The 21,156-nt window shown below is 65.3% G+C and carries 23 protein-coding genes; 11 read left to right on the top strand and 12 right to left on the bottom strand.

The annotated features are described in order from the left end of the window. The first annotated feature begins 103 nt into the window (after positions 1–103). Positions 104–412: a hypothetical protein gene (locus JQ616_RS07195; protein WP_349629968.1), complete on the top strand. Its 309-nt coding sequence runs from the start codon at positions 104–106 to the stop codon at positions 410–412. A gap of 78 nt (positions 413–490) precedes the next feature. Here the strand turns inward: JQ616_RS07195 and JQ616_RS07190 are convergent, their stop codons facing one another. After that, positions 491–715, bottom strand: coding sequence for a hypothetical protein (locus JQ616_RS07190; RefSeq protein ID WP_212013342.1), 225 nt, complete (start codon positions 713–715; stop codon positions 491–493). Between the two features lie 481 nt (positions 716–1,196). Then, on the bottom strand, positions 1,197–2,105 hold the full coding sequence (locus tag JQ616_RS07180; protein WP_212013341.1) for a DMT family transporter: 909 nt from the start codon (positions 2,103–2,105) through the stop codon (positions 1,197–1,199). A gap of 124 nt (positions 2,106–2,229) precedes the next feature. Here JQ616_RS07180 and JQ616_RS07175 point away from each other — a divergent pair, with 124 nt between their 5' ends. After that, positions 2,230–3,003, top strand: a complete 774-nt coding sequence (locus JQ616_RS07175) for an AraC family transcriptional regulator (protein WP_349629967.1) — start codon at positions 2,230–2,232, stop codon at positions 3,001–3,003. A 172-nt stretch (positions 3,004–3,175) separates the two neighbouring features. Next, positions 3,176–4,231, top strand: coding sequence for a hypothetical protein (locus tag JQ616_RS07170; RefSeq protein ID WP_212013340.1), 1,056 nt, complete (start codon positions 3,176–3,178; stop codon positions 4,229–4,231). Between the two features lie 9 nt (positions 4,232–4,240). Here JQ616_RS07170 and gcvA read toward each other — a convergent pair whose 3' ends face one another. Next, positions 4,241–5,143 carry a transcriptional regulator GcvA gene (gene gcvA, locus JQ616_RS07165; protein ID WP_212013339.1) on the bottom strand — a complete coding sequence of 301 codons (903 nt, stop codon included), beginning with the start codon at positions 5,141–5,143 and terminating at the stop codon, positions 4,241–4,243. Positions 5,144–5,338: 195 nt separating this feature from the next. Between gcvA and JQ616_RS07160 the strand changes: the two genes are divergently transcribed. From JQ616_RS07160 to JQ616_RS07145, 4 genes are all read left to right on the top strand, one after another. Continuing rightward, positions 5,339–5,845, top strand: a complete 507-nt coding sequence (locus tag JQ616_RS07160) for a PaaI family thioesterase (RefSeq protein WP_212013338.1) — start codon at positions 5,339–5,341, stop codon at positions 5,843–5,845. Between the two features lie 11 nt (positions 5,846–5,856). Then, positions 5,857–7,083, top strand: a complete 1,227-nt coding sequence (locus tag JQ616_RS07155) for an MFS transporter (protein ID WP_212014715.1) — start codon at positions 5,857–5,859, stop codon at positions 7,081–7,083. A gap of 61 nt (positions 7,084–7,144) precedes the next feature. Next, positions 7,145–7,867: an AraC family transcriptional regulator gene (locus tag JQ616_RS07150; RefSeq protein ID WP_212013337.1), complete on the top strand. Its 723-nt coding sequence runs from the start codon at positions 7,145–7,147 to the stop codon at positions 7,865–7,867. A 73-nt stretch (positions 7,868–7,940) separates the two neighbouring features. After that, complete coding sequence (locus JQ616_RS07145) at positions 7,941–8,705, top strand: sulfite exporter TauE/SafE family protein (protein ID WP_212013336.1); 765 nt, start codon at positions 7,941–7,943, stop codon at positions 8,703–8,705. A 97-nt stretch (positions 8,706–8,802) separates the two neighbouring features. Here the strand turns inward: JQ616_RS07145 and JQ616_RS07140 are convergent, their stop codons facing one another. From JQ616_RS07140 to gatC, 7 genes are all read right to left on the bottom strand, one after another. Then, positions 8,803–9,069, bottom strand: coding sequence for a hypothetical protein (locus JQ616_RS07140; RefSeq protein ID WP_097673415.1), 267 nt, complete (start codon positions 9,067–9,069; stop codon positions 8,803–8,805). A 1,526-nt stretch (positions 9,070–10,595) separates the two neighbouring features. Then, the gene (gene gatB / locus JQ616_RS07135; RefSeq protein ID WP_212013335.1) at positions 10,596–12,083 is read right to left on the bottom strand and encodes an Asp-tRNA(Asn)/Glu-tRNA(Gln) amidotransferase subunit GatB; all 1,488 of its coding nucleotides are present in this window, start codon (positions 12,081–12,083) and stop codon (positions 10,596–10,598) included. A gap of 118 nt (positions 12,084–12,201) precedes the next feature. Continuing rightward, entirely contained in the window at positions 12,202–13,563 is a 1,362-nt protein-coding gene (locus JQ616_RS07130) for a patatin-like phospholipase family protein (protein WP_212014713.1), read from the bottom strand. Positions 13,564–13,728: 165 nt separating this feature from the next. Continuing rightward, complete coding sequence (locus JQ616_RS07125; RefSeq protein WP_212013334.1) at positions 13,729–14,010, bottom strand: hypothetical protein; 282 nt, start codon at positions 14,008–14,010, stop codon at positions 13,729–13,731. 3 nt (positions 14,011–14,013) lie between these two features. Further along, on the bottom strand, positions 14,014–15,489 hold the full coding sequence (gene gatA / locus JQ616_RS07120) for an Asp-tRNA(Asn)/Glu-tRNA(Gln) amidotransferase subunit GatA (RefSeq protein ID WP_212013332.1): 1,476 nt from the start codon (positions 15,487–15,489) through the stop codon (positions 14,014–14,016). Next, the gene (locus tag JQ616_RS07115) at positions 15,486–15,716 is read right to left on the bottom strand and encodes a hypothetical protein (RefSeq protein WP_212013330.1); all 231 of its coding nucleotides are present in this window, start codon (positions 15,714–15,716) and stop codon (positions 15,486–15,488) included. The genes gatA and JQ616_RS07115 overlap by 4 nt, the downstream gene beginning before the upstream one ends. Positions 15,717–15,739: 23 nt before the next feature. Further along, complete coding sequence (gene gatC, locus JQ616_RS07110; RefSeq protein ID WP_212013328.1) at positions 15,740–16,027, bottom strand: Asp-tRNA(Asn)/Glu-tRNA(Gln) amidotransferase subunit GatC; 288 nt, start codon at positions 16,025–16,027, stop codon at positions 15,740–15,742. Positions 16,028–16,387: 360 nt separating this feature from the next. Between gatC and JQ616_RS07105 the strand changes: the two genes are divergently transcribed. Continuing rightward, on the top strand, positions 16,388–16,558 hold the full coding sequence (locus JQ616_RS07105; RefSeq protein WP_212013326.1) for a hypothetical protein: 171 nt from the start codon (positions 16,388–16,390) through the stop codon (positions 16,556–16,558). A 7-nt stretch (positions 16,559–16,565) separates the two neighbouring features. On the opposite strand, the gene JQ616_RS07100 is transcribed toward JQ616_RS07105, so the two are convergent. Both JQ616_RS07100 and JQ616_RS07095 read right to left on the bottom strand, forming a co-directional pair. Further along, positions 16,566–17,645, bottom strand: a complete 1,080-nt coding sequence (locus JQ616_RS07100; protein WP_212013324.1) for an NAD(P)H-dependent flavin oxidoreductase — start codon at positions 17,643–17,645, stop codon at positions 16,566–16,568. An 18-nt stretch (positions 17,646–17,663) separates the two neighbouring features. After that, a complete protein-coding gene (locus JQ616_RS07095) occupies positions 17,664–18,671 on the bottom strand; it encodes an NAD(P)H-dependent flavin oxidoreductase (protein ID WP_283812614.1) in 1,008 nt (335 codons plus the stop codon). 77 nt (positions 18,672–18,748) lie between these two features. Between JQ616_RS07095 and JQ616_RS07090 the strand changes: the two genes are divergently transcribed. The 3 genes from JQ616_RS07090 to JQ616_RS07080 all read left to right on the top strand — a co-directional run bounded on the left by JQ616_RS07090 (position 18,749) and on the right by JQ616_RS07080 (position 21,125). Beyond that, positions 18,749–19,639 (top strand): LysR family transcriptional regulator, encoded by an 891-nt coding sequence (locus JQ616_RS07090; protein ID WP_212013320.1) that lies wholly within the window; start codon positions 18,749–18,751, stop codon positions 19,637–19,639. 74 nt (positions 19,640–19,713) lie between these two features. Then, positions 19,714–20,196, top strand: a complete 483-nt coding sequence (ruvX, locus tag JQ616_RS07085; protein ID WP_212013318.1) for a Holliday junction resolvase RuvX — start codon at positions 19,714–19,716, stop codon at positions 20,194–20,196. 2 nt (positions 20,197–20,198) lie between these two features. Beyond that, on the top strand, positions 20,199–21,125 hold the full coding sequence (locus JQ616_RS07080; protein WP_212013316.1) for an AEC family transporter: 927 nt from the start codon (positions 20,199–20,201) through the stop codon (positions 21,123–21,125). Positions 21,126–21,156: the final 31 nt, after the last annotated feature.

The raw sequence follows: 21,156 nt of genomic DNA, 5'->3' as shown, positions 1-21,156 counted from the left end.
CGGCGAGACCCATCTGTCGGCGCCCGGCGGCATAGGTCGCGCCAGACCCGCTCCGACCGTATTCCTACGGACCCGCGACTGGCAGGATACTTGCGATGTATCCGTGAACAGTTCGGCGCCAGCTGCTTCCGGTGTGCCGAACCCAGACATTCGGAGCCCGCAAATGAACATGCATCATCGTTTTGAGACAGCTCGCGGACGTGCCGGACGCGCGTCGACGATCAGCAACATGCTGTCCGATCTGGTCAGCGCCTGCCAGCAGATCGAAGCCGACATCGCGACCGAAGAAGCGCGCGCGGGAGTTTATGATCGGTCGGACGCAAGGTATCCGAGTTTGGCAAGGTCGCTCAACGAGCGCTGCGCCAATCTCAAGGGCACCATCGCCACACTCGAGAAGCGCGTCATCGGGTGATCCCGGCACGAGGTGCTCACCGCCGCGGCACAGTGACTCGGAAGCAAGGGGCCCGCCAGAGACAGGCCCCTTGCCATTCTACTGAATCCCGATGCACTGCCGCTTACCGTCGTTGGGACAGTAGAAGCAGGCCTTCTTCGAGCAACCGGACAGGTCTCCGGCCTTGTTCAGGGTGTAGTTGCAGCCTTCGGTTCTGTCGCACGCCTTCACGACGGCCCCGATCGGGGCGGCAGAGGCCGACTGACCGAACGTGAACAGAGCAATCGCGATGGCGACGGCGAAGCTCAGTGAAATGGAACGCATGATTTACCCTCCTCCACATTGGGCCGACACACCATTGCATCGCCCTGGCCGGAACTCTGGTCGAACTGTTCCGGAATTGATGAGAGGCGGGTCACTCAGGTACACGGCGGCAGCGTCGGTGTGTACCTGACGACGTCAGCCGCTGCCGCGGGTCGACGGATCGAGATTCCGGTTCTCGCCCGGCGGGATCGGCCCGAAGCCTGGATATCTGTACCAGCCCGACGGCACAGCCTGTTCGCTTGGAGCAATCATGAGGTGCTGTCGCACGCGCCGATGATGCGCCGTTGCGGCGTCGGCAGCCGCACTCCAAGGGATCACAAGGGGCAACGTCAGGGCCAAGGACATACGCAAGGACACCCGTAAGGCGACACGCATCGCGATCACTCCGTTTCAATGAACAGGTGATCGCCGTCCGTAACCCTCCATTCCGCCCTGGCCTCTCGCCTCTGATCAAAACGGCGAGATCGCCGATCCCTGTGATCTATCGCGCATCGCGCGCGGTCTTCAGCGGCCGCGGGAAGGCCTGCGCGCAGGCGACGCCGAGTAGCGCGAGGCCGCCGCCGATGACGTGGAAGGGCCTGACCGGTTCACCCAGCATCGCAATCGCAGCTACAGCCGTCAGCACCGGCAGCAAGTTCATGAAGATCGCGCAGCGGTTCGGGCCAAGCTGTGCGACGCCGCGGATCCAGAGGAACGGCAGCACCACCGAGGCCAGCGCGCCGGCATAGAGGATCAGCGGCAGCGTCGCGCCGTTGAACTGACGCAGCGCGGCCGGGGTCGCGAGAAATGCGGGAAACATCACGGCCAGCGCGCACAGCGCCTGCATGTAGGTCGACTGCCATCCGGTGATCGGCAGATTCCAACGCTTCAGCAGCACGCCATACAGCGCGTAGACGATTGCGGCGAGCAGCATCAGCGCGTCGCCCGCGTGCACGCCGTTCTGCACCAGCGCCGGCAAGTCGCCGCCGCTGACGAGATAGACCAGCCCCGCAAACGACAACGGCGCGCCGCAGATCATGCCAAGCGTCGGCTGCTCGCCGAGTAGCGCGGCACTGAGCGCGACCGTCAACAGCGGCGTCAGCGCAGTAAACACGGCCATGTTGGTCGCGGTGGTGGTCTCGGCCGCCAGATACGACAAGCTCTGGAACAGGCACATCGCAAGGAAGCCGAGGATCGCGAGCGGACCAAGATGCGGCCAGATCGCGCGGCGATTGCGCCACGCAGCAGGCGCGACGAACGGCGACATCAAGAGCACCGCGACCAGCAGGCGGTAGAAGGTGATCGCCTGCGGACCGATCGTATGCGCCGAGAGGCGGGAGACGATGACGTTGCCGGCCCACAGCACGATGGCAACGAATGGATAGAGCAGTGCAGCTTTCTGTTTGAACATGACCCGGCAGCGAGTTGGTGAAGGACCCACCAACAACTACCTGTCGCGCCGAAGTCCGTCTCACGCTAGAATGACCGCACCTAGCGAGATTGGGACATGCGATTGGGACTTGCGAGATGAAGACGTGTTGGACGAGCTGATCACACGGCACCTCGACTATCACGCCACGGCGCGGCCGATGGCGGCGATGGAGATCGACTATCCGAGCGGCGCGTCGACCGGCCTGCATGCGCATCCGCGCGGCCAGCTGCTCTACGCGATCGAGGGCGTGATGATCGTGCGCTGCGCCGAGGGCACCTGGGTGGTGCCGCCCAATCGCGCAGTGTGGCTGGTCGCCGATCTCGAACACGAGGTCCGGATGTGCGGCGCGGTCAAGATCCGCACCGTGTTCGTCGATGCCAGCACGGCGCCCAATCTGCCGCAGACCAGCTGCGTCTTCACGGTCTCGCCGCTGCTGCGCGAATTGTTCGTCGCCGCGATGCGGGTGCCGCTGGACTACGCCCCCGGCACGAGCGACGAGCGCCTGATGCGGGTGCTGCTCGACCAGCTGCGCGAAATCGATGTGCTGCCGCTGCATCTGCCGATGCCGCGCGACATCAGGCTGGCGCGGATCTGCAAGGCGCTGGTGGCCCGCCCGGATGATGCCTCGACTGCCGAGCAATGGGCGCGCCGCCTGAAGCTGACATCGAAGACGATCCATCGCCTGTTCGCCAGGGAAACCGGCATGACGTTCGGCGAATGGCGCCAGCAGGCGCGCCTGCTGTTCGCGCTCGAACGCCTTGCGCAGGGCGCACGTGTGGTCGATGTCGCGCTCGATGCCGGCTATGCCAGCCAGAGCGCCTTTACCGCGATGTTCCGTAGGCATTTCGGCGTGCCGCCGAACGCGTTCTATCGATAGGGCTTGGCGGGCGACCCGATGCCGCTGACCCGACGGGCCCCGCGGCGAATTTGAGATGGAACACGCCATGCGGTTGCGATATGGCAACGATGGGCGCTTGCTCGGGGCGGTTGCGACGGGCTAGCGTCCGCACCCAAATGGGATGGGTCCGCATAGTGGAGACGAGATGGGCTTGGCGTTGAACGTTGCCGTGTTGTTGCGCGAGTGGCTCCTGGCCCACGACGTCAAGGACCCCATTGCCACGCTGGGCGTCATGGACGTTGGATTCACCGAAAAGACCTTCTTCAAGGCCATCGGGAAGATGTCACTTTGGCCCCGTGGCAATCATCCGATGGATGCGCGCAGCTATTTTGAACTGTGCGGCCTGGGTGAGCTTTCGAGCATCGACGTCAGCAAATATGAGGGCGCAGATTTCGAATTTGATCTGAACAACGAAAGCCTTCCGCCGGAACTGGTCGGCAGGTTCGGCGCCGTTCTCAACGGCGGGACGCTCGAGCATGTCTTTCACGTCCCCAATGGGCTAGCGAACATCACGCGGATGCTAAAACCAGGCGGGCTTGCCATCCACATCCTGCCAATGAGCAATTGTATCGATCACGGCTTTTATCAGTTCAGTCCCACGCTGATGCTCGACTACTACGCGGCCGCGCAGTTCGACGTTCTGAACTCCGCCTCCCTCCACTTCGATCCAAAGGCATCGCCGGTCTGGCAGATCAGGCCCGCGCTCCCCGGATCGTTCGGAGAAGGAATCCTTGGGACAATGGACAGCAAGATCGCCTTCCATATGTTCGCCGCGCGAAAACGGGCAGACTCTCTTGACCATGCCGTGCCGATGCAGAGCTTGTATGGGCGAAAGTTCATCGGCCAAGCCTACGACACAAGCTCGATCGAATGGTTTGTTCCCTTCGAAATGGAGGACGGTCGACGGATCAAGACTCGCAAGCCGAGCGAACTGACCGTCTCATCGCCTTCGCCAAGCGCCGGGCAAATGTGGGCCTTCATGCTGCCCGACCACGTTCCGGCCGGAGACAGCAGCGCCAATCCGATTGCATCAAATCTTGCCCTATTTGAGAACGACAAGCTCATTGGGCCTTCCCACTCGTCACACGACACAATCCAGAAGATTGGTCGCGGCGCCTATTCGCACTGGGCGAATGTGCTTTATTTTTCATCGAGCGACGGAACTGACCCGAACACAAACGGCCGTCGGTATGTCTGCAAGTTCTAAACCCGCAAGCTAACGGTCCGCAGCCGCAGCCTGCGCCACCGGCCCCAATATCCATTCCCTGAACGCCGCGATCTTCGGAAGCCCCTGCCGGTTGTCGGGGCAGACGAGGTAGTAGGCGAACTCTTCCAGATGCGCGGTGTCCAGGAGCTGGATCAGTTCGCCGCTCTCGATCTCGTTTGCGACCATCGCCGCCGGCAACAGGCCCGCGCCCTGCCCGGTCAGCACCGCCTTCAGCAGCAGACCACTGTCATCGAACGAGGGACCGCGCGGCGTGCGAACCTCAGCGATGCCGTTGGCCTGAAACCACAGGCTCCAGCCCTTGCGATCAGCATCATGCACCTGCGGCCAGCCGGCGAGGTCTGTGGGCGATGCCGGTCGCCCGAGCCGCGCAACCAGCGACGGCGCCGCCACCACCACCATCTCGACCGTGACGACGCGATCGCTGCGCAGCCCGGGATAGCGGCCGAGGCCGTGGCGCACCGCGACGTCGATGCCGCTGCGCGAGAAATCGACCAGCGTGTTGCTGGTGACGATCTGCAGATCGATCTCGGGATGCGCGTCCTGGAACGACGCCATGCGCGGCACCAGCCAGGCCGACGCAAAGAACGGTGTAACGCTCACCGTCAGCGTGCCGACGTCAACAGAGGCAGCGACGCGGCGCGAGGCCTCCGCGATCTGGCGAAATGCATTGCGGATCGACGGCAGATAGTCGCGCCCGGCGTCAGTGAGGTAGATACCGCGCGGCACCCGCTCGAACAGCTTTGTGCCGAGATGCGCTTCCAGCGTCTTGAGCATCTGGCTGACCGCGCCCGGCGTCACGCACAGCTCCTCGGCCGCGAGCTTCACCGAGAGATGGCGGGCGGCGGACTCGAACGCCTTGAGCGCGTTCAGGGGTGGAAGGCGGCTTTCCATGATTTAGATTTTCTAATCTTAATTGCGCAGCAAATCTGGTTTGCCAACTCGAGCGTCCGCGCGCTGTACTAGCCTAACTCGACGCCGGAAGCCGCGTCAACGCAGAGAAATCAGAGCCAGTAAAGTTAGATTATCTAATCATCAAGCGAGGCTCTGACGACAGCTTTCGGTTCCCTGATGGAGCCAATACAAGACATGACTGAGGTCCCCAACAAACTCGCCTTGCGCGAGATCAACGCGGGCGGCCCTACCGGCCAACTCGTCGACCGCATCAATGCGTCGCAAACCGGCAGCCTGCCCGCCCTGCTGGGTTTTCAATGGCTCGACGCCGGACGCGGCCACATCAGCGGCCGCTTCGAGATCGCTGCGAAGCACTTCTCGCCGCACGGGCTGTTGCACGGCGCGAGCCTCGTCGCGCTGGCGGATACCGCGTGCGGGTTCGGTTGCCTTGCCTCCTTGCCAGACGGCGCAATCGGCTTCGCCACCGGAGAGTTGAAGACGAACTTCATCGGCGCCGCGCGCGAAGGCGGCGTGAGCTGCGAGGCGCGCCTCGTTCACGCCGGCCGCACCACCCAGGTGTGGGACGCGGAGATCAAAAGCGAGGCGACCGGCAAGACCGTCGCACTGTTTCGCTGCACGCAAATGCTGCTCTACCCACCGGCCAGGGCCGGCGAGCAAGCAACGCAAGGAGAACGATCGTGAGCAACGCCACCATGCACGCCGGTTATCAACGCGCAAAACCGTTCTACGGCTGGACCGTCGTCGCGGCCGCCTTCGTCGTGACACTTATCGGCTTCGGCAGCGCCTACACGTTCTCGTCCTTTGTCGAGTCGTTGCAGCGGGAGTTCGGCGCCTCGCGCGGTTCGGTGTCGCTGGTGTTCTCTTTCGCGGGCTTCCTGTATTTCGGCCTCGGCATCGTCTCCGGCCCGCTTGCCGATCGCTGGGGCGCGCGCCGGCTGGCTTGCCTTGGAATGGCGCTGGTCGGTCTCGGCATGGTGCTGGCGGGACAGGCGCAGACCATCCTCCAGGTCTATGCCGCCTATAGCATCGGGATCGGCGCCGGCGTCGGCTGCGCCTATGTCCCCACACTGGGCGCCGTGCAACGCTGGTTCGTCCGGCGGCGCGGTTTTGCGTCGGGCCTCGCCGTCAGCGGAATCGGGGTCGGCACGCTGGTGATGCCGCCGCTCGCGACCTGGCTGATCACGAGCTTCGGGTGGCGCGACACCTATGTCGTACTGGGCATCGTCGCCGCCGTCGCCGGGATCGGCGCCTCGCTGCTGATCGCGGACGATCCGCGCCGCTACGGCACCGGACCGGATGGCGATCCGCTTGAGGCAGTCTCGAACGCGCCGCTCCGCCAGGGCGTCTCGATCCGTCGTGCGGTAAGGTCCGCCCGCTTCGCCGGGCTCTATGCGGCCTGCCTGATCAGCGCGTTCGGCGTGTTCGTGCCCTTCGTGCATCTGGTGCCGTTTGCCGTCGATCATCAGGTGACACCGGCGCTTGCCGTGCTGCTGCTCGGGATGATCGGCGTCGGCAGCACCGCCGGCCGCTTCTTCCTCGGCGGCATCGCCGACCGGGTCGGCCGCGACGCGTTCCTGGTGGCGATGTATCTCGGCATGGCGGTGTCGCTGGCGATCTGGGCGATCGCCGGCAGCTTCTGGTCGCTCACAGTGTTCGCACTGCTGTTCGGCGTGTTCTATGGCGGCTGGGTCGCGATCCTGCCCGCCGTGGTCACTGATCATTTCGGCGGCCGCAGTGTCGGCGGCATCATCGGCATCCTCTACACCAGCGTCGCCTTTGGCACGCTGCTGGGTCCGAGCGCCGCCGGCTTCGCCTACGACATCAGCCACAGCTATTTCATTCCGGTGGCGATCAGCGCCGCCGCCAACCTCGTCGCCGCCGTCATCGCGATGGCGACGATGCGAACCGCCTCCCTCTGACGGCCGGTGATCCGCCGTGCTATGCTGGCGGATCACCATCCCCCGTCGGTTCGAACCCTCTGTGCCCACTCGCTTCGCCATGACCAATGCCTGGACGTACCGGCGAGCCGACCGCGCCGGCATTGTCGAGCTGGCATCGTGGCGCGGTGCCGGCTCGCTGGGTCTCAGGCCGCACTTCCATGATGAAGCCCAGATCGTGCTGGTGCTGTCGGGATCGCGCGCCTTTCGCATCAACGGGGCGACCGTCACCGTGCCCGCCGGCCATGCCGCGCTCATCCCGGCGGGATTGCTGCACGCACCGATACCGACGGCGGACGCGGAGACGGTTTGCCTCAATGCCTATCTACCGGCGAGCCGCGCCTGCTCCTCGCTGCGGGTCATGCGGGCTGGAAACCGCTGGCGCAGCGTCGATGAGATCTCGGCCGAGCACATCCGCGAGATCGCCGACGATATCCTGTCGCAGGCGCCGTCCAGCCCGGCGGGGTACACCGACCGGGCGAAGCTCGGCGTCGCCCTGACTGAGAGTGCGGAGCCGATCGGCGATATTGCCGCAGGTCTGGGGCGAAGCCGCGAGGGGTTCAGCCGCCTGGTGCGGCGCGAGCTCGGCGTCGCGCCGCATGCCTTCCGCCTGCTGGCGCGGCTCAACCTTGCCCGGCAGTTGCTGCGCGCGGGTGAGCCGATCGCCGCAGCTGCGGCCGATGCGGGCTTCTCCGACCAGAGCCACCTCACCCGCCTGTTCCGCGGCACCTTTGGAACCACGCCGGGCGTCTACTGGCGCGATTGAAGCGGCGTCACAAACGTTCCAGACCGGACGGCGCTCGGCCAGCTAGCCTGCTCACCCTCGAACTGGGTGAAGCATGGATGTTCAGACAAGTCTCTTGCTGGTCGCGGCCGGCGTCGCGGGCGGCATCATCAACGCGCTGGCGGGCGGCGCGACGCTGATCACGTTTCCGGCGATGCTCGCGGCGGGCCTGCCGGCCGTCATCGCCAACGCCTCGAATGCGGTGGCGATCTCGCCGGGGCATCTGATCGCGGCGCTCGCCGATCGCGGCAAGCTGCCGCCGCCGACACGGCGCACGATTAGCTTCGTCGCCGTCTGCACCCTCGGCGGCGCGGTCGGCGCCGGCGTCCTGCTGCTGCTTCCCGAGCGGCTGTTCGTGCTGCCGGTGCCGGGGTTGATCGCATTCGCCACGCTGCTGTTCGCCTGCGCGCCGCAGATCCAGCGATGGACCATCGGGCGCCATGAGGCGGCGGCCCTGCCCTCGACCGGCGCGAGCGGTGCTGTCCTTGGATTGGCGTGCGTCTATGGAGGGTTCTTCGGCGCCGGGCTCGGCGTCATCCTGACCGCGGTGCTCTCGATCACGGAGCCGAACGACATCAGGGCGATCAAGGCGCTGAAGAACCTGCTCGCGACCTGCGTGTCGCTCGCCGCCACCTTGATCTTCATCGTACAGGGAGCGGTGCGGTGGCCGGAGGCGTCAGCGATGCTGCTCGGCGCCATCATCGGCGGTTACGCCGGAGGCTACCTGATCCGGATCCTTCCGGGTCACATCGTCCGGCAGTTCGTCATCGCCGCCGGAGCCGTCATGACCGCGATCTACGCAGCGCGATATTGGTTCTAGATGGAGCGAGGGAGCCAAGGCTCCCAGCTCGATAGCAGAGCGTTTCGAGCGAAGTGGACTACCGGTTCGCGAGAAGAAAACGCGTCAAAACGAAAGCTTAGTGCGTCGTCATCCAGGCGCGGGCTTCGCGCTGGGCGGCCGCGATCTCGACGTCGGACATCTGCTCGGCGACTTCGCGGCGGTGCGCGATCGCGTCGGTACGTCCCTTGAGCGCCGCCAGGTTGAACCATTTGTGCGCCGCGACGAGGTTGACCACGCCGGAGCGGCCGCTCGCCCAGTACATGCCACGCTCGAACAGCACGTCCTGGATTGCCGTTGCAGCAACCGGGATCGCGCTTTCCTGATCGATGACCCCCTGAAACATTGTCGTCATTCCCCTTTTTGTTGTTGGCCGCCCTCCCCCGAGCGCGGCCCCCGTCCACTGTTGAACTACCCTGTCTCGTCCGGGCTGATCTCTTGATCATGCCCCGCGCTGATCCCGGAGGATCATGCGCTCGCCGTTTGCCGGCTTGTTGGGATGATCATGGCCCATCAAATTTGAAGAGCGGTTTAAGTATCGCGATGAACGGGATGTAAACCGGCGCCGCCGGGGCCGCTTGAAGGAATCGCAGAAGTGGCTGTGCCGCAGGCACTTCTGCATATTCGTGAACGCCGGTTTACCCTGCTGTTTCGGACAACGATAACCATCGCGGACAATGGCGATGGGCGCCCACCGACCTGGCGGGCAGTCAGTCTCGAGATTGACGGAGGGCTGGCACGACCAGTCGCGATCCGCAGAATGGCATGCAGCCAGGCGGACAGACAAAAGCAACGCGAGGCCGTGAAGCCTAACGTCGGTCAGGAACTGGAATGCGGAAAATGGTTGCCGGGGCGCGGACTGCGCAGGCCGCCGGAACGAGGGGGTCGGCGAACACGTCAGGACCAGATTTCAGTCGGCATTCTCGCCGGTGAAATTGCGGAACCGAGCGGGCTCCGCACCGAACGAAGAAATCTCTGTTTCTTCTGCCGGACCGGTTTTGGGAAGGTTGCCCTCTCCGAAATTCGATCCAGCCGTTTGACCTGATGTCTCGCCGACACCCTCTTTCGTCAGCCAGAGCCTTGGGTGGGATGTGCCTCTCAGCAGTCCGTCCGCTGGCTCTCGCGACGTGCCGGCGTCAAGCCGCCGGCAATCCTCTCAAGGCGAGAGGCTTACTTCTTCTTGGCGACCTTGCGGGTCTTCTTCGCAGTCTTCTTCACTGCGCTCTTCGCCTTCTTAACCTTCTTCGCCTTCTTTGCCTTCTTAGCCATGTTGCCCTCCAGTATGTGAGATGGCTCTCTAGTTCGCTGCGTGCACTCGGGAATCGATATGCACTACTTCCCGAATACACCAACAGACCGAAAAAAACAGTGTCCCGCTTAAGGAAGTGTTGACGCAGCGATGGCAGTGCGCACCGCGCGCGACGCCGTTCAAATCGACACGTCATTCACGCGACGATGCAAGAAGTGCAACGGCGGCCGACATCGGCATTTGTCAACGTTGCAGGAATTGCCTTGTATTGTAGGCTTTCATTGAATTCGCATCGAAGCGATCGACGCGAGAACATCGTTGCGCTGAGTCGCGAGCGACGACGAAAAGCGACGCGGCGCGGACGCCGAGTCGTAATTTTTGGCAACGAAAAAATTTTCGTGGGAAAGACGGCTTTTGCCTCGTTTGAGGTCGTCCAAGCCGGTTTCGCGAACGAATCGCAGCTTCGCCGATTCGGCGTCGAAGGCGTCAGTGCGACCGTCGAGGGAGGCTGTGAGCTGGGATCACGCCGCGTTCACGCGCGCGCGACGAGGGCGAGAGGCGATCGCGCGAGAGCATAATCCGGTCGGATCATGCGCCAAGGACAACATCATTGTCCTGTTGGTTCAGATGCCGAGCTTCGACTTCAAGAGCTCGTTGACCGCCTTCGGGTTCGCCTTGCCGCCCGACGACTTCATCACCTGACCGACGAACCACTGAAGGGCCGCGGGCTTCGCCTTTGCCTGCTCGACCTTGTCGGGGTTGGCCGCGATGATGTCGTCGACCACCTTCTCGATCGCGCCGAGGTCGGTGACCTGCTTCATGCCGCGCGTCTCGACGAGTGCGCGCGGATCGCCGCCCTCCTGCCAGACGATCTCGAACAAGTCCTTGGCGATCTTGCCGGAAATCGCTCCCTCGCCGATCAAGCCGATGATCGCGGAGAGTTGCTCGGCCGACACCGGCGAAGCTGCGATGTCGACGCCTTCCTTGTTGAGGCGGCCGAACAGCTCGTTGATCACCCAGTTGGCGGCGAGCTTGCCGTCGCGCGCCTTGTCGGCAAGGCCTGCAAGCACCGTCTCGTAGAACTCCGCACTCTCGCGCTCGGCGACCAGCACGCTCGCATCATAGGGCGACAGGCCGAAGCCCGTAATAAAACGGGACTTCTTCTGATCCGGCAGCTCCGGCAACTGCGCCTTGAGATCGTCGACGAAGGTCTGGCTGAATTCGAGCGGCAACAGATCGGGGTCCGGGAAGTAGCGATAGTCGTGCGCCTCTTCCTTGGAACGCATCGAGCGCGTCTCGCCCTTGTTCGGGTCGAACAGCCGGGTTTCCTGGTCGATCGAGCCGCCGTCCTCGATGATCTCGATCTGGCGCCGCGCCTCATACTCGATCGCCTGGCCGATGAAGTTGATCGAGTTCATGTTCTTGATTTCGCAGCGGGTGCCGAGCGCGGTCTCGCCGTGGCGGCGCACCGAGACGTTGACGTCGGCGCGCAGGCTGCCCTTCTCCATGTCGCCGTCGCAGGTGCCGAGGTAGCGCAGGATCGAGCGCAGCTTGGTGACGTAGGCCTTGGCCTGCTCGGCGTCACGGATGTCGGGCTTGGAGACGATCTCCATCAGCGCGACGCCGGAACGGTTGAGATCGACATAGGACATCGTCGGCGACTGATCGTGCAGTAGCTTGCCGGCGTCCTGCTCCAGATGCAGCCGCTCGATCCCGATCGTGGCGCTGCGGCCGCCGTCGAGCTCGAGCGACACCTCGCCCTCACCCACGATCGGCGACTTGTACTGGCTGATCTGGTAGCCCTGCGGCAGGTCGGGATAGAAATAGTTCTTGCGGTCGAACACCGAGCGCAAATTGATCTTCGCATTCAGTCCGAGACCGGTGCGCACCGCCTGGCGGACGCACTCCTCGTTGATCACGGGCAGCATGCCAGGCATCGCGGCATCGACCAGCGAGACATGGGAGTTCGGCTCGCCGCCGAACGCGGTCGACGCGCCGGAGAACAGTTTTGAGTTCGAGGTGACCTGGGCATGGATCTCCATGCCGATCACGACCTCCCAATCGCCGGTGGCGCTCTTGATCAGTTTGTGCGGGGCGGCTGATGCGGTCATGGATCTCGGTTTCCGGATAAAGTGATATCTGGGATGGATTGGGCTTCGCGCAACCGACAGCGCCAGTCAAGCCGCCTTGCGGTCGCCTTGTGGCCCGCAGCGGCGCGTCAGGCGCAGGTCAGAGCCCGCGCCGGAACTGCTGATAGGCCTTGCTGGAGCGCAGCGCATCGGCGCCGCCCGTGATCAGCTGGTCGACCTGCTCCGGCGGCAGCGACAACCGCGTCGGGATGGCGTTCAGGATGCCGGCCCGCTCCGGTCCGAGCCGGTCGAAGCCGAGCCGCTCGACATAGATCGCGACATCGCCGCACTTCCAGCCGGCGCCGACGCCGAGCCTCGAGCGATCCGCAGCCGACAGGCCGCAGCGCCAGCGCTTCAGCTTGCCCGACCAGTCGTTGGCGAGCGCGGTGAAGGCCGCGTAGCTCGAGCGCACGCTGGCATCGATCGCGGTGTCGGCGGCCGCCGACACCAGCTCGACGCCGCTTGGTCCTTCGAGCGTCTGCACGAAGTCGCCGGAGATGCCGCGGCCGGCGTCGACCACCAGGAACAGGATGCGCTTCAGCTTGGCCGCCTGCCGCTCGTCGAGCGGCTCGTAGGGACGTTGCGCGGCGAGCAGACCGATGCTGAGCCCCGACAGGCCGTAATTGTCGACCAGCCCGCCATCGAGCAGCTTGACGTAGCGCATCGAGCCGTCGCGATAGCGCGCCTGGGCCTCGGCGTAGGAGCGCAGCAGCGGCTGCGCGTTCGGATCGTTGCGCACCCGATCGTACCAGGGCGGCAGCGGCGCGGCGCAGCCGCCGGGATAGGTTTGCAGCACGATCGGGGCAAACGCCAGCGGCACCGCGGCAGACGCTGCCACCGCTTCGGCGACGCGATAGGAGCGGATGTCGCTGCACAGCGCGTCGAACGACGTCTTGCCGAACACGAACGGCGTGCGGTTATAGATGTCGGAGGCGTTGATCCACACCCGCGGCCGGCGGTCGTCCGGCAACGCCTCGAACCGCGCGCCGTCGAACAGGTTCTGATCGAGCCAGTCGGTGAACTGGCTGTCGTTGACGCCGCCGCCCAGCGCGCGCCCGATATTGCCGAGCGAGATCCTGGTCTTCAGTCCCTCCTCGGCGTTGCGCAGCAGGAAGCGTTCGCGGAAATCGGCGAGCGCCGCGCGCCGCTTCAATCCGAAATAGGCGGCGGTGATCGATCCGCCGGAGACGCCGGAGACGAAATCCACACGATCGAGCAGCGTCTTGGTGCCCGCCACACTCGAATGCGTATGGTCGAGCTCTTCAAGCACGCCGAACGAAAACGCCGCCGCGCGCGTGCCGCCGCCGGAGAACGACAGCGCCAGCAGCAAATCATCTTCGTAGGTCGGATAGTCGCGGGCGCTGTTGTTGTCGGCGAGCGCAGCACCGAGCGGCACGTTGCCAGGGAGATTGTAAACGGACGCGCAGCCGGCAAGGCCCGCTCCCACCACGGCCACCAGCAGTGCTGACAGCCATCCCCCTATGCCCGACCCACGCACGACTACTCTCTTTGCCGATGGCCCCCGCCCGGTTCCGTAGCCTATCACGGCCAATCTGGGCGGCGCCATGGCGGCCGAAACAGGGTTAATGATCGCGGTGCCAAGACACCGGCACTTGGCACCGATAGTTCAGGCCAGCAGCGCGGATACGATCCGCTCCCACTCAGCCTCGACCGTGTCCTTTGCGACCGGTTGACCGGCCTGGCCATACCAGTAACCGGCATTGCCGAGATCGCCCTCAACGCGATGCAGATAGGCATGCACCCAGGCCGAATTGGCGTCGCTCTCGTTCATCACGATGCGGTGCGCCTGGTCCCAATCGCCCTTCCTGGCCCACCACAATGCAGCGAGCTGCGAGGACAGCGCCGGATCCGGCGCGGCGTCATTCAGACTGGCACGGAAATCCGTCATCGTTCACCACCATTTTGGCGCCGTGAAACGTCCAGCCGCCTGCTCGATCACTTCGCCGAGCGAGAACAGCGTCTCCTCGTCGAACGGGCGGCCGATCAACTGCAGGCCGAGCGGCAGGCCCTGCGTGTCCTTGCCCGCGGGCACCGCGATGCCCGGCAGGCCCGCCATGTTCACGGTCACCGTGAAGATGTCGTTGAGATACATCTCGACCGGATCGGCGCCGCCCTTCTCGCCGATGCCGAACGCCGCCGACGGCGTCGCCGGCGTCAGGATCGCGTTCACGCCCTTGGCGAAGCAGTCCTCGAAATCCTTCTTGATCAGCGTGCGCACCTTCTGCGCACGCAGATAATAGGCATCGTAGTAGCCGGCCGAGAGCACATAGGTGCCGATCAGTACGCGGCGCCGCACCTCGTCGCCGAAGCCGTCGGCGCGGGTGTTCTCGTACATCTCGATGATGTTCTTGCCCGGATCGCGCAGGCCGTAGCGCACGCCGTCATAGCGCGCGAGGTTCGATGACGCCTCCGCGGGCGCCACGATGTAGTACGCCGGCAGCGCGTATTTGGTGTGCGGCAGCGACACCTCGACAAGGTCGGCGCCGGCGGCCTTCAGCCACGCCGCGCCCTCGCTCCAGAGTTTTTCGATCTCGGCCGGCATGCCGTCGAGGCGATACTCCTTGGGGATGCCGATCTTCATGCCCTTCACGGACTTGCCGACCGCGGCTTCGTAGTCCGGCACCGCGATGTCGACCGACGTGGTGTCCTTGGGATCGTGCCCCGCCATCGAGCGCATCAGGATCGCGGCGTCGCGCGTAGTGCGCGCGATCGGGCCGGCCTGGTCGAGCGAGGATGCGAAGGCGACGATGCCCCAGCGCGAGCAACGGCCATAGGTCGGCTTGATGCCGACGGTCGCGGTGAACGCGGCGGGCTGGCGGATTGAGCCGCCGGTGTCGGTCGCGGTCGCGCCCATGCAGAGCAGCGCCGCGACTGCCGAGGCCGAGCCGCCGGACGAGCCGCCCGGCACCAGCGTGGTGTTGGACCCTTCGCGCCGCCACGGATTGGTGACCGGGCCGAAGCACGAGGTCTCGTTCGACGAGCCCATCGCGAACTCGTCATTGTTGAGCTTGCCGAGCAGCACCGCGCCGTCGCGCCACAGCTGCGAGGTCACCGTCGACTCGTAGGGCGGGATGAAATTGCCGAGGATCTTCGAGCACGCGGTGGTCCGGATATCGCGGGTCGCGAACAGGTCCTTGATGCCGAGCGGGATGCCGGCGAGCGGTCCGCCCTCGCCCTTGGCGATCTTCGCGTCCGCTGCCTTCGCCATCTCGCGGGCGCGGTCGGGCGTCTCGAGCACATAGGCATTGAGCACGCGCGCGGCTTCGATGGCGGCGAGATGCGCGTCGGTCAGTTCGCTCGCGGTGAAAGACTTGCTCGCCAGGCCCTCACGGGCCTCGGCGATCGTCAGCGATGTCAAATCGGTCATTTATTGATCGGGCTGCAGAAGAACGGGGACAGGGTCTTGTCGTTGGCGGGATCATCGAGCCGGGCCTTGGCATTCTCCTTGGCTCGCTCGGCGTCGAGCGCCTCGAGATGGTCGAGCACGGCGTCCATCGCCGCGTTGGGATCGGCGACCTTCCCCTTGCGCTCGACCGCATCGAGGAAGTCCATATAGGCCTTGTAGGCCTTTTCATCGTCGCAAAGCAGACACATCGGGATCGTCCCAGAACAGAGAGCTACTCGACCACCTTCGGCACCAGGAAGAAGTCGTTCACGGTGTCGGGCGCATTGCGGACGATGATGTCGGCGATCTCGCCGTCATTGACCACGTCGACGCGCTTCTTCATCTCCATCGGCGTCACCGAGGTCATCGGCTCGACGCCGTCGATATTCACTTCCGAGAGCTGCTCGACAAAGGCCAGCATCGCGTTCAGCTCGCCCTGGAGATGGGGAACTTCGGCGTCGCTGACCGCGATCCGCGCCAGATGCGCGATGCGGCGGACGGTCGTGGCGTCGACGGACATTATATAGGGCCTCAAGGCTGAAAGATCAGCCAGCCGTATAGCAGAGGCCGGTTTTGCGCCGCAACCGCGCCGCGCGCAGCCCAGAACCCAAGACCCCCGCCGAACGGCTGACTGGGCGACGGCCGCCGACGATTCTGCGGCAAAACCGGGCGACGAAACCAGTTTGCTGCCCCGGCGCAGTCGTCCGGAAACATTGGCGGCGCCTACTGCCCCCAAAGAGAAGACTATGGGAGTCCGTCATGTCCATGCCCGAAACCACCCCTCAGCCGGGCGGCTGGGACCCTGCTTTGTGGTCGATCGGCACCGTGATCGGTGTCGCGATCCTCTACGTGGCCTGTCTGGTCTGAGCGAGGGATAGCCATGTCCCAGGCAAAAATTCTGCAGGACAAGGCCGAGATGTTCGAGCGCCGTGCCGAAGGCGCCACGGATCCGATCTCCCGGCAACATTACAGGGAAATGGCCGCGCACTACCGCAGGCTCGCGACCGAGCATCTGGAGATCAACCAGAGCGAGCCCGTGCGTGAGGCTTGAAATAACGTCAAGCCTGAGAAAGTGCCCCCATCCGCGCCAGCGCGGCGCCCGCCAGCGCCCGGGTCAGCTCGGCCGCAGGCATCTCCTTGCCCATCCGCACCGCCTGCCCGGCCCATAGATTGGTGAAATCGACCTTGCCCTGCTTTTCGGCAGCCGCCTTCAGCGGGCCGAGTGCGGTTGCCGCATGCGGAAACGCCGGTGCATCCGGTGAGATCGGGCCGACCTCGCGCATCACGCGGTTGGCAACGCCGCGCGCCGGGCGCCCGGTCATTACATTGGTGATGACGGTCGATTCATCGCTCGCCTGCGCCAGCGCGACACGGCCCTGCGCTGTCACCTTGGATTCCGGACACCGCAGGAACGCCGTGCCGATCTGCACGGCGGACGCGCCGAGCGCAAATGCGGCCGCGATCCCGCGCCCATCGGCGATGCCGCCGGCTGCGACGACCGGTACCTTCACCGCATCCACCACCTGCGGCAGCAGCGAGAACGTGCCGGGCTGCTCTGCGATATCATCGGTCAGAAACATGGCACGATGGCCACCGGCATCGGCCCCCTGCGCGATGACGACATCGGCACCGTTCTCTTCGAGCCAGATCGCCTCCTTCACCGTGGTCGCCGACGACATCACGATGGCGCCCACGGCTTTCACCCGCTGCAGCAGCTTTGGCTCCGGCAGGCCGAAGTGGAAGCTCACGACCTCGGGCTTCAACTCCTCGACCACCGCGCAAAATGCCGCATCGAACGGCGCGCGGTTCGCGGCGTTGATCGGCGCATTGGGATCGACGCCGTGCTCACGATAATACGGCGCGAGCCGCTGCCGCCACTGCGCCTCGCGTGCGGGATCGGCATCGACCGCCTTGTGGCAGAAGAAGTTGAGATTGACCGGCGCCGACACGCGCTGGCGGATGATGTTGACCTGCTCGCGCGCCTTCTCGGCCGACAGCATCGCGCACGGCAGCGAGCCGAGCCCGCCGCCTTGCGCCACCGCAATCACCAGTTCCGCATCCATCACGCCGGCCATCGGCGCCAGCACGATCGGAAATTCGGTCTTGAAGCGATCGATCAATCGACGGTCCGGCCACATGGTGTGTCTCGCGCTTGTTCAGGACAAAGATGAAAGAGAGTTGCGCCGGCCCTGCAGTGATTGCTCGGCCTCGGCGACGATGCGGCCGACGATCTCGGCTGCGGGAACGATATCATGGATCAGGCCGACGGACTCGCCGGCGAACACCGCGGCGATATCGAAATTGCCCGCCTCCCTCGCAGCGGCATACTCCACCGCGATCTCGTCCGCGCGCTGCATCAGCTCGATCTCGTTTCCGCTCCAGCGCCGCAGATGATCGTTGGCAAGCGAACGCGCGGTGAACGGCGCCGGCCACATCAGTTTGCGCGACCAATCCATCACCACGCCGCGCACCGTCTCGCCGCTCTTCGCCGCGCGGATCAACCGTTTCGCCTGCTCGGGCGCGTCGGCCTCGATGCTGGCGTAGAAGCGCGTTCCCATCAGCACGCCGGAGGCGCCGAGCATCATCATCGCAGCCAGGCCACGGCCGTCAGCGATGCCGCCGGCTGCGACCACAGGCACGCGCCCTGCCGCGAAATCGATGATCGCAGGCACGATGTCGAGCGTGGTGCGCGAGGCGCCGTGACCGCCCGCCTCAGTGCCCTGCGCGATCAGGATGTCGGCACCGCAGTCGAGTGCTTGCCGCGCCATCTCCTCGCTCTGTACCTGGCAGATCAGCAGCGCGCCCGCGGCCTTGATTTTTGGCGCGAACGGTGCGGGATCGCCGAATGACAGCATCACTGCGCGTGGCTTTGCATCCAGCGCGATGTCGATCAGTTCGGGTTGCTTCGCAAGGCTCCAGGTGATGAAGCCGATGCCGAACGGTTTTGCGAAAGCTTTCAGCTTTGCGGTTTCAGCCTTGAGCCAGGCCCCGTCTCCGTAGCCGCCGCCCAAGATGCCGCAGCCGCCCGCCTCGCTCACCGCCATGACCAGCCGGCTCCCCATGATCATGGCCATCGGCGCCCCCAGGATCGGGTGGTCGATGCCCAGACGTGCCGTCAATTCGGTGCTGATCGGCATGCGTTTGCTCCCTGTTCTGGACTTCAAGCCTAAGCGGGCCTAACATTCTGTGAAAATGAATACTTGAGAACGCTACCATCTCTAATTCAGAACGGTGGTTTCAGATGGAATTGACCGACCTGCTCACCTTTTCCACCGTCGCCCGGCTCGGCGGCATTACCCGCGCCGCCGACGAGCTCAACACCGTGCAGTCCAACGTCACCCAGCGCATCAAGGCGCTGGAGGCCGAGATCGGCACCGCGCTGTTCGAACGTCACAGCCGCGGCATGTCGCTGACCGGCGCCGGCCGCCGGCTGCTGCCCTATGCGCAGCGGATGGCGGCGCTGACGCGCGAAGCGGTGCTCGCCGCGCGCGACGACGGCGAGCCGAAAGGTCCACTGTCGATCGGTTCGATGGAGACCACCGCTGCGGTCCGGCTGCCGACGCTGCTCGCCGAGTTTCACCGCCGCTATCCGGCCGTGCGGCTGACCTTGCGCACCGCACCGACCGCCGACCTCGTCGCCGCCGTGCTCGACGGCTCGCTCGACGGCGCCTTTGTCGCCGGCCCGATCGAGCACGCCGAACTCGTGGCGACATCGGCCTTCACCGAGGAGCTGGTGCTCGTCACCGCACAGCGCTGGACATCGCTATCCGCCTTGCGCGCCGGCACGCCGGAGTCGGGACCGACCGCGCTGGTGTTCCGCACCGGCTGCACCTACCGGCAACGGCTCGAACAGGTGTTCACCGAATTCGGCTGGCCGTCGGCCGCGCGCTTCGAGCTCGGCACGCTCGACGGCATGGTCGGCTGTGTCGCCGCCGACATGGGCGTGACGCTGCTGCCGCGCGCGGTGGTCGAGCGCGACCACGTCCAGCGCGACATCAAGATCCACAAGCTCGATCCGCAATATGCCCGCGTCGAGACGCTGTTCATCCAGCGCCGCACCGCGCACCAATACAGCGCCTTGCAGGGACTGGCAGCCTGCCTTTCCGGCGACGATCGGGTCATTGCCGCCTGACCGGCGTTTTCGCATGAAGCCACGCTGCCATCGGGCTTTGCCTCCGCGCGCGGGTGCGTGCTAAGCGCAAGTCCATGCCCGCCCCCATTCTCCCCCTGATCGAAGCCGCGCCGCACTGGCCCGAACGCGGCGCGCTGGTCGGCCTCGACCTCGGCACCAAGACCATCGGCGTTGCCGTGTCGGATCCGGACCGGCGGCTCGCGACCGGCGTCGAGACCATCCAACGCAAGCAGTTCAAGGTCGATGCGGCGCGGTTGCTCGCGATCGCAGCCGAGCGCAATGCGGTCGGCTTCGTGCTCGGCCTGCCGATCAACATGGACGGCAGCGAAGGCCCGCGCGCGCAATCGACCCGGGCCTTCGCCCGCAACCTCGCCAACCTCACCACGCTTGCGATCGGGCTGTGGGACGAGCGGCTGTCGACCGCAGCCGTCGAGCGCGAGCTGATCGGGATGGATGTCAGTCGCGCCCGCCGCGCCGAGGTGATCGACGAGCACGCCGCGATCTTCATCCTGCAGGGTGCGCTCGACCGGCTCGCGAAGCTGCGCGGCGAGCGCTGACCATGGCCGTGGTGATCGCGGCGCTGCTGCCGGTGTTCCTCTTGATCGTGCTCGGCGTCGTCCTCAAGCGCACGCTGATGCGGCTGGAGACCCAATGGCATGGGCTGGAGCAGCTGACCTACTACGTGCTGTTCCCGGTGCTGCTGGTGCAGACGCTGGTGAAGGCCGATCTGTCCACGGTCCCGGTCGCAGGCGCCGGCGGCGCGCTGCTGCTCGCGGCGCTTCTGATGTGCCTGCTGTGTCTTGCGCTGCGCGGCCCGCTCGCCCGCGCCGGGGTCGACGGCCCGGCCTTCAGCTCTATCTTCCAGGGCGCCACCCGCTGGCAGACCTATGTCGCATTGTCGGTGTCGGGCAATCTGTACGGCAAGGTCGGACTAGCGCTCGCGTCGGTCGCAATGGTTGCGATCATCCCGCTGGTCAACGTCTTCAGCGTCGCCGTGCTGGCGAAATATGCCTCGTCCGGGAAGCGATCGGCGGGTGCGATCGTGATGACGGTGGTGAAGAACCCGCTGATCTGGGCCTGCGTGATCGGGCTCGCCATCAATGTCGCGCACATCCCGCTGCCGAAGATCTGGCACGATGTCGCCGATGCGCTGGGCGGCTCGTCGCTCGCGATCGGCCTGCTCGTCACCGGTGCGGGCCTGCATCTGGAAGGCATCTTCCGCCCCAGCCTCGCCGCCAGCGTCGCGCTGGCCCTGAAGCTTGTCCTGATGCCGGTGCTGACGGTCGCGCTCGCGGTATGGTTCGGCGTCACCGGCGCCAATCTCGCGATCGTCGCGGCCTGCGCCGCGGTTCCGACCTCGCCGTCCGCCTATGTGCTGGCGCGCCAGATGGGTGGCGACGCGCCGCTGCTCGCCAAGATCATCACGCTGCAGACGATCTTGGCCGCGATCACGATGCCGATCGTGATAGCGGCGGTCGGGCTTTAGGCGAGCCACTGCGATTGGTTCGAAGGATGGG

Source organism: Bradyrhizobium tropiciagri, from assembly GCF_018130545.1.
Taxonomy (GTDB): domain Bacteria; phylum Pseudomonadota; class Alphaproteobacteria; order Rhizobiales; family Xanthobacteraceae; genus Bradyrhizobium; species Bradyrhizobium tropiciagri_A.
The sequence above is the reverse complement of the archived record's forward strand: the minus strand, read 5'-3'. Positions and strand labels throughout refer to the sequence as shown.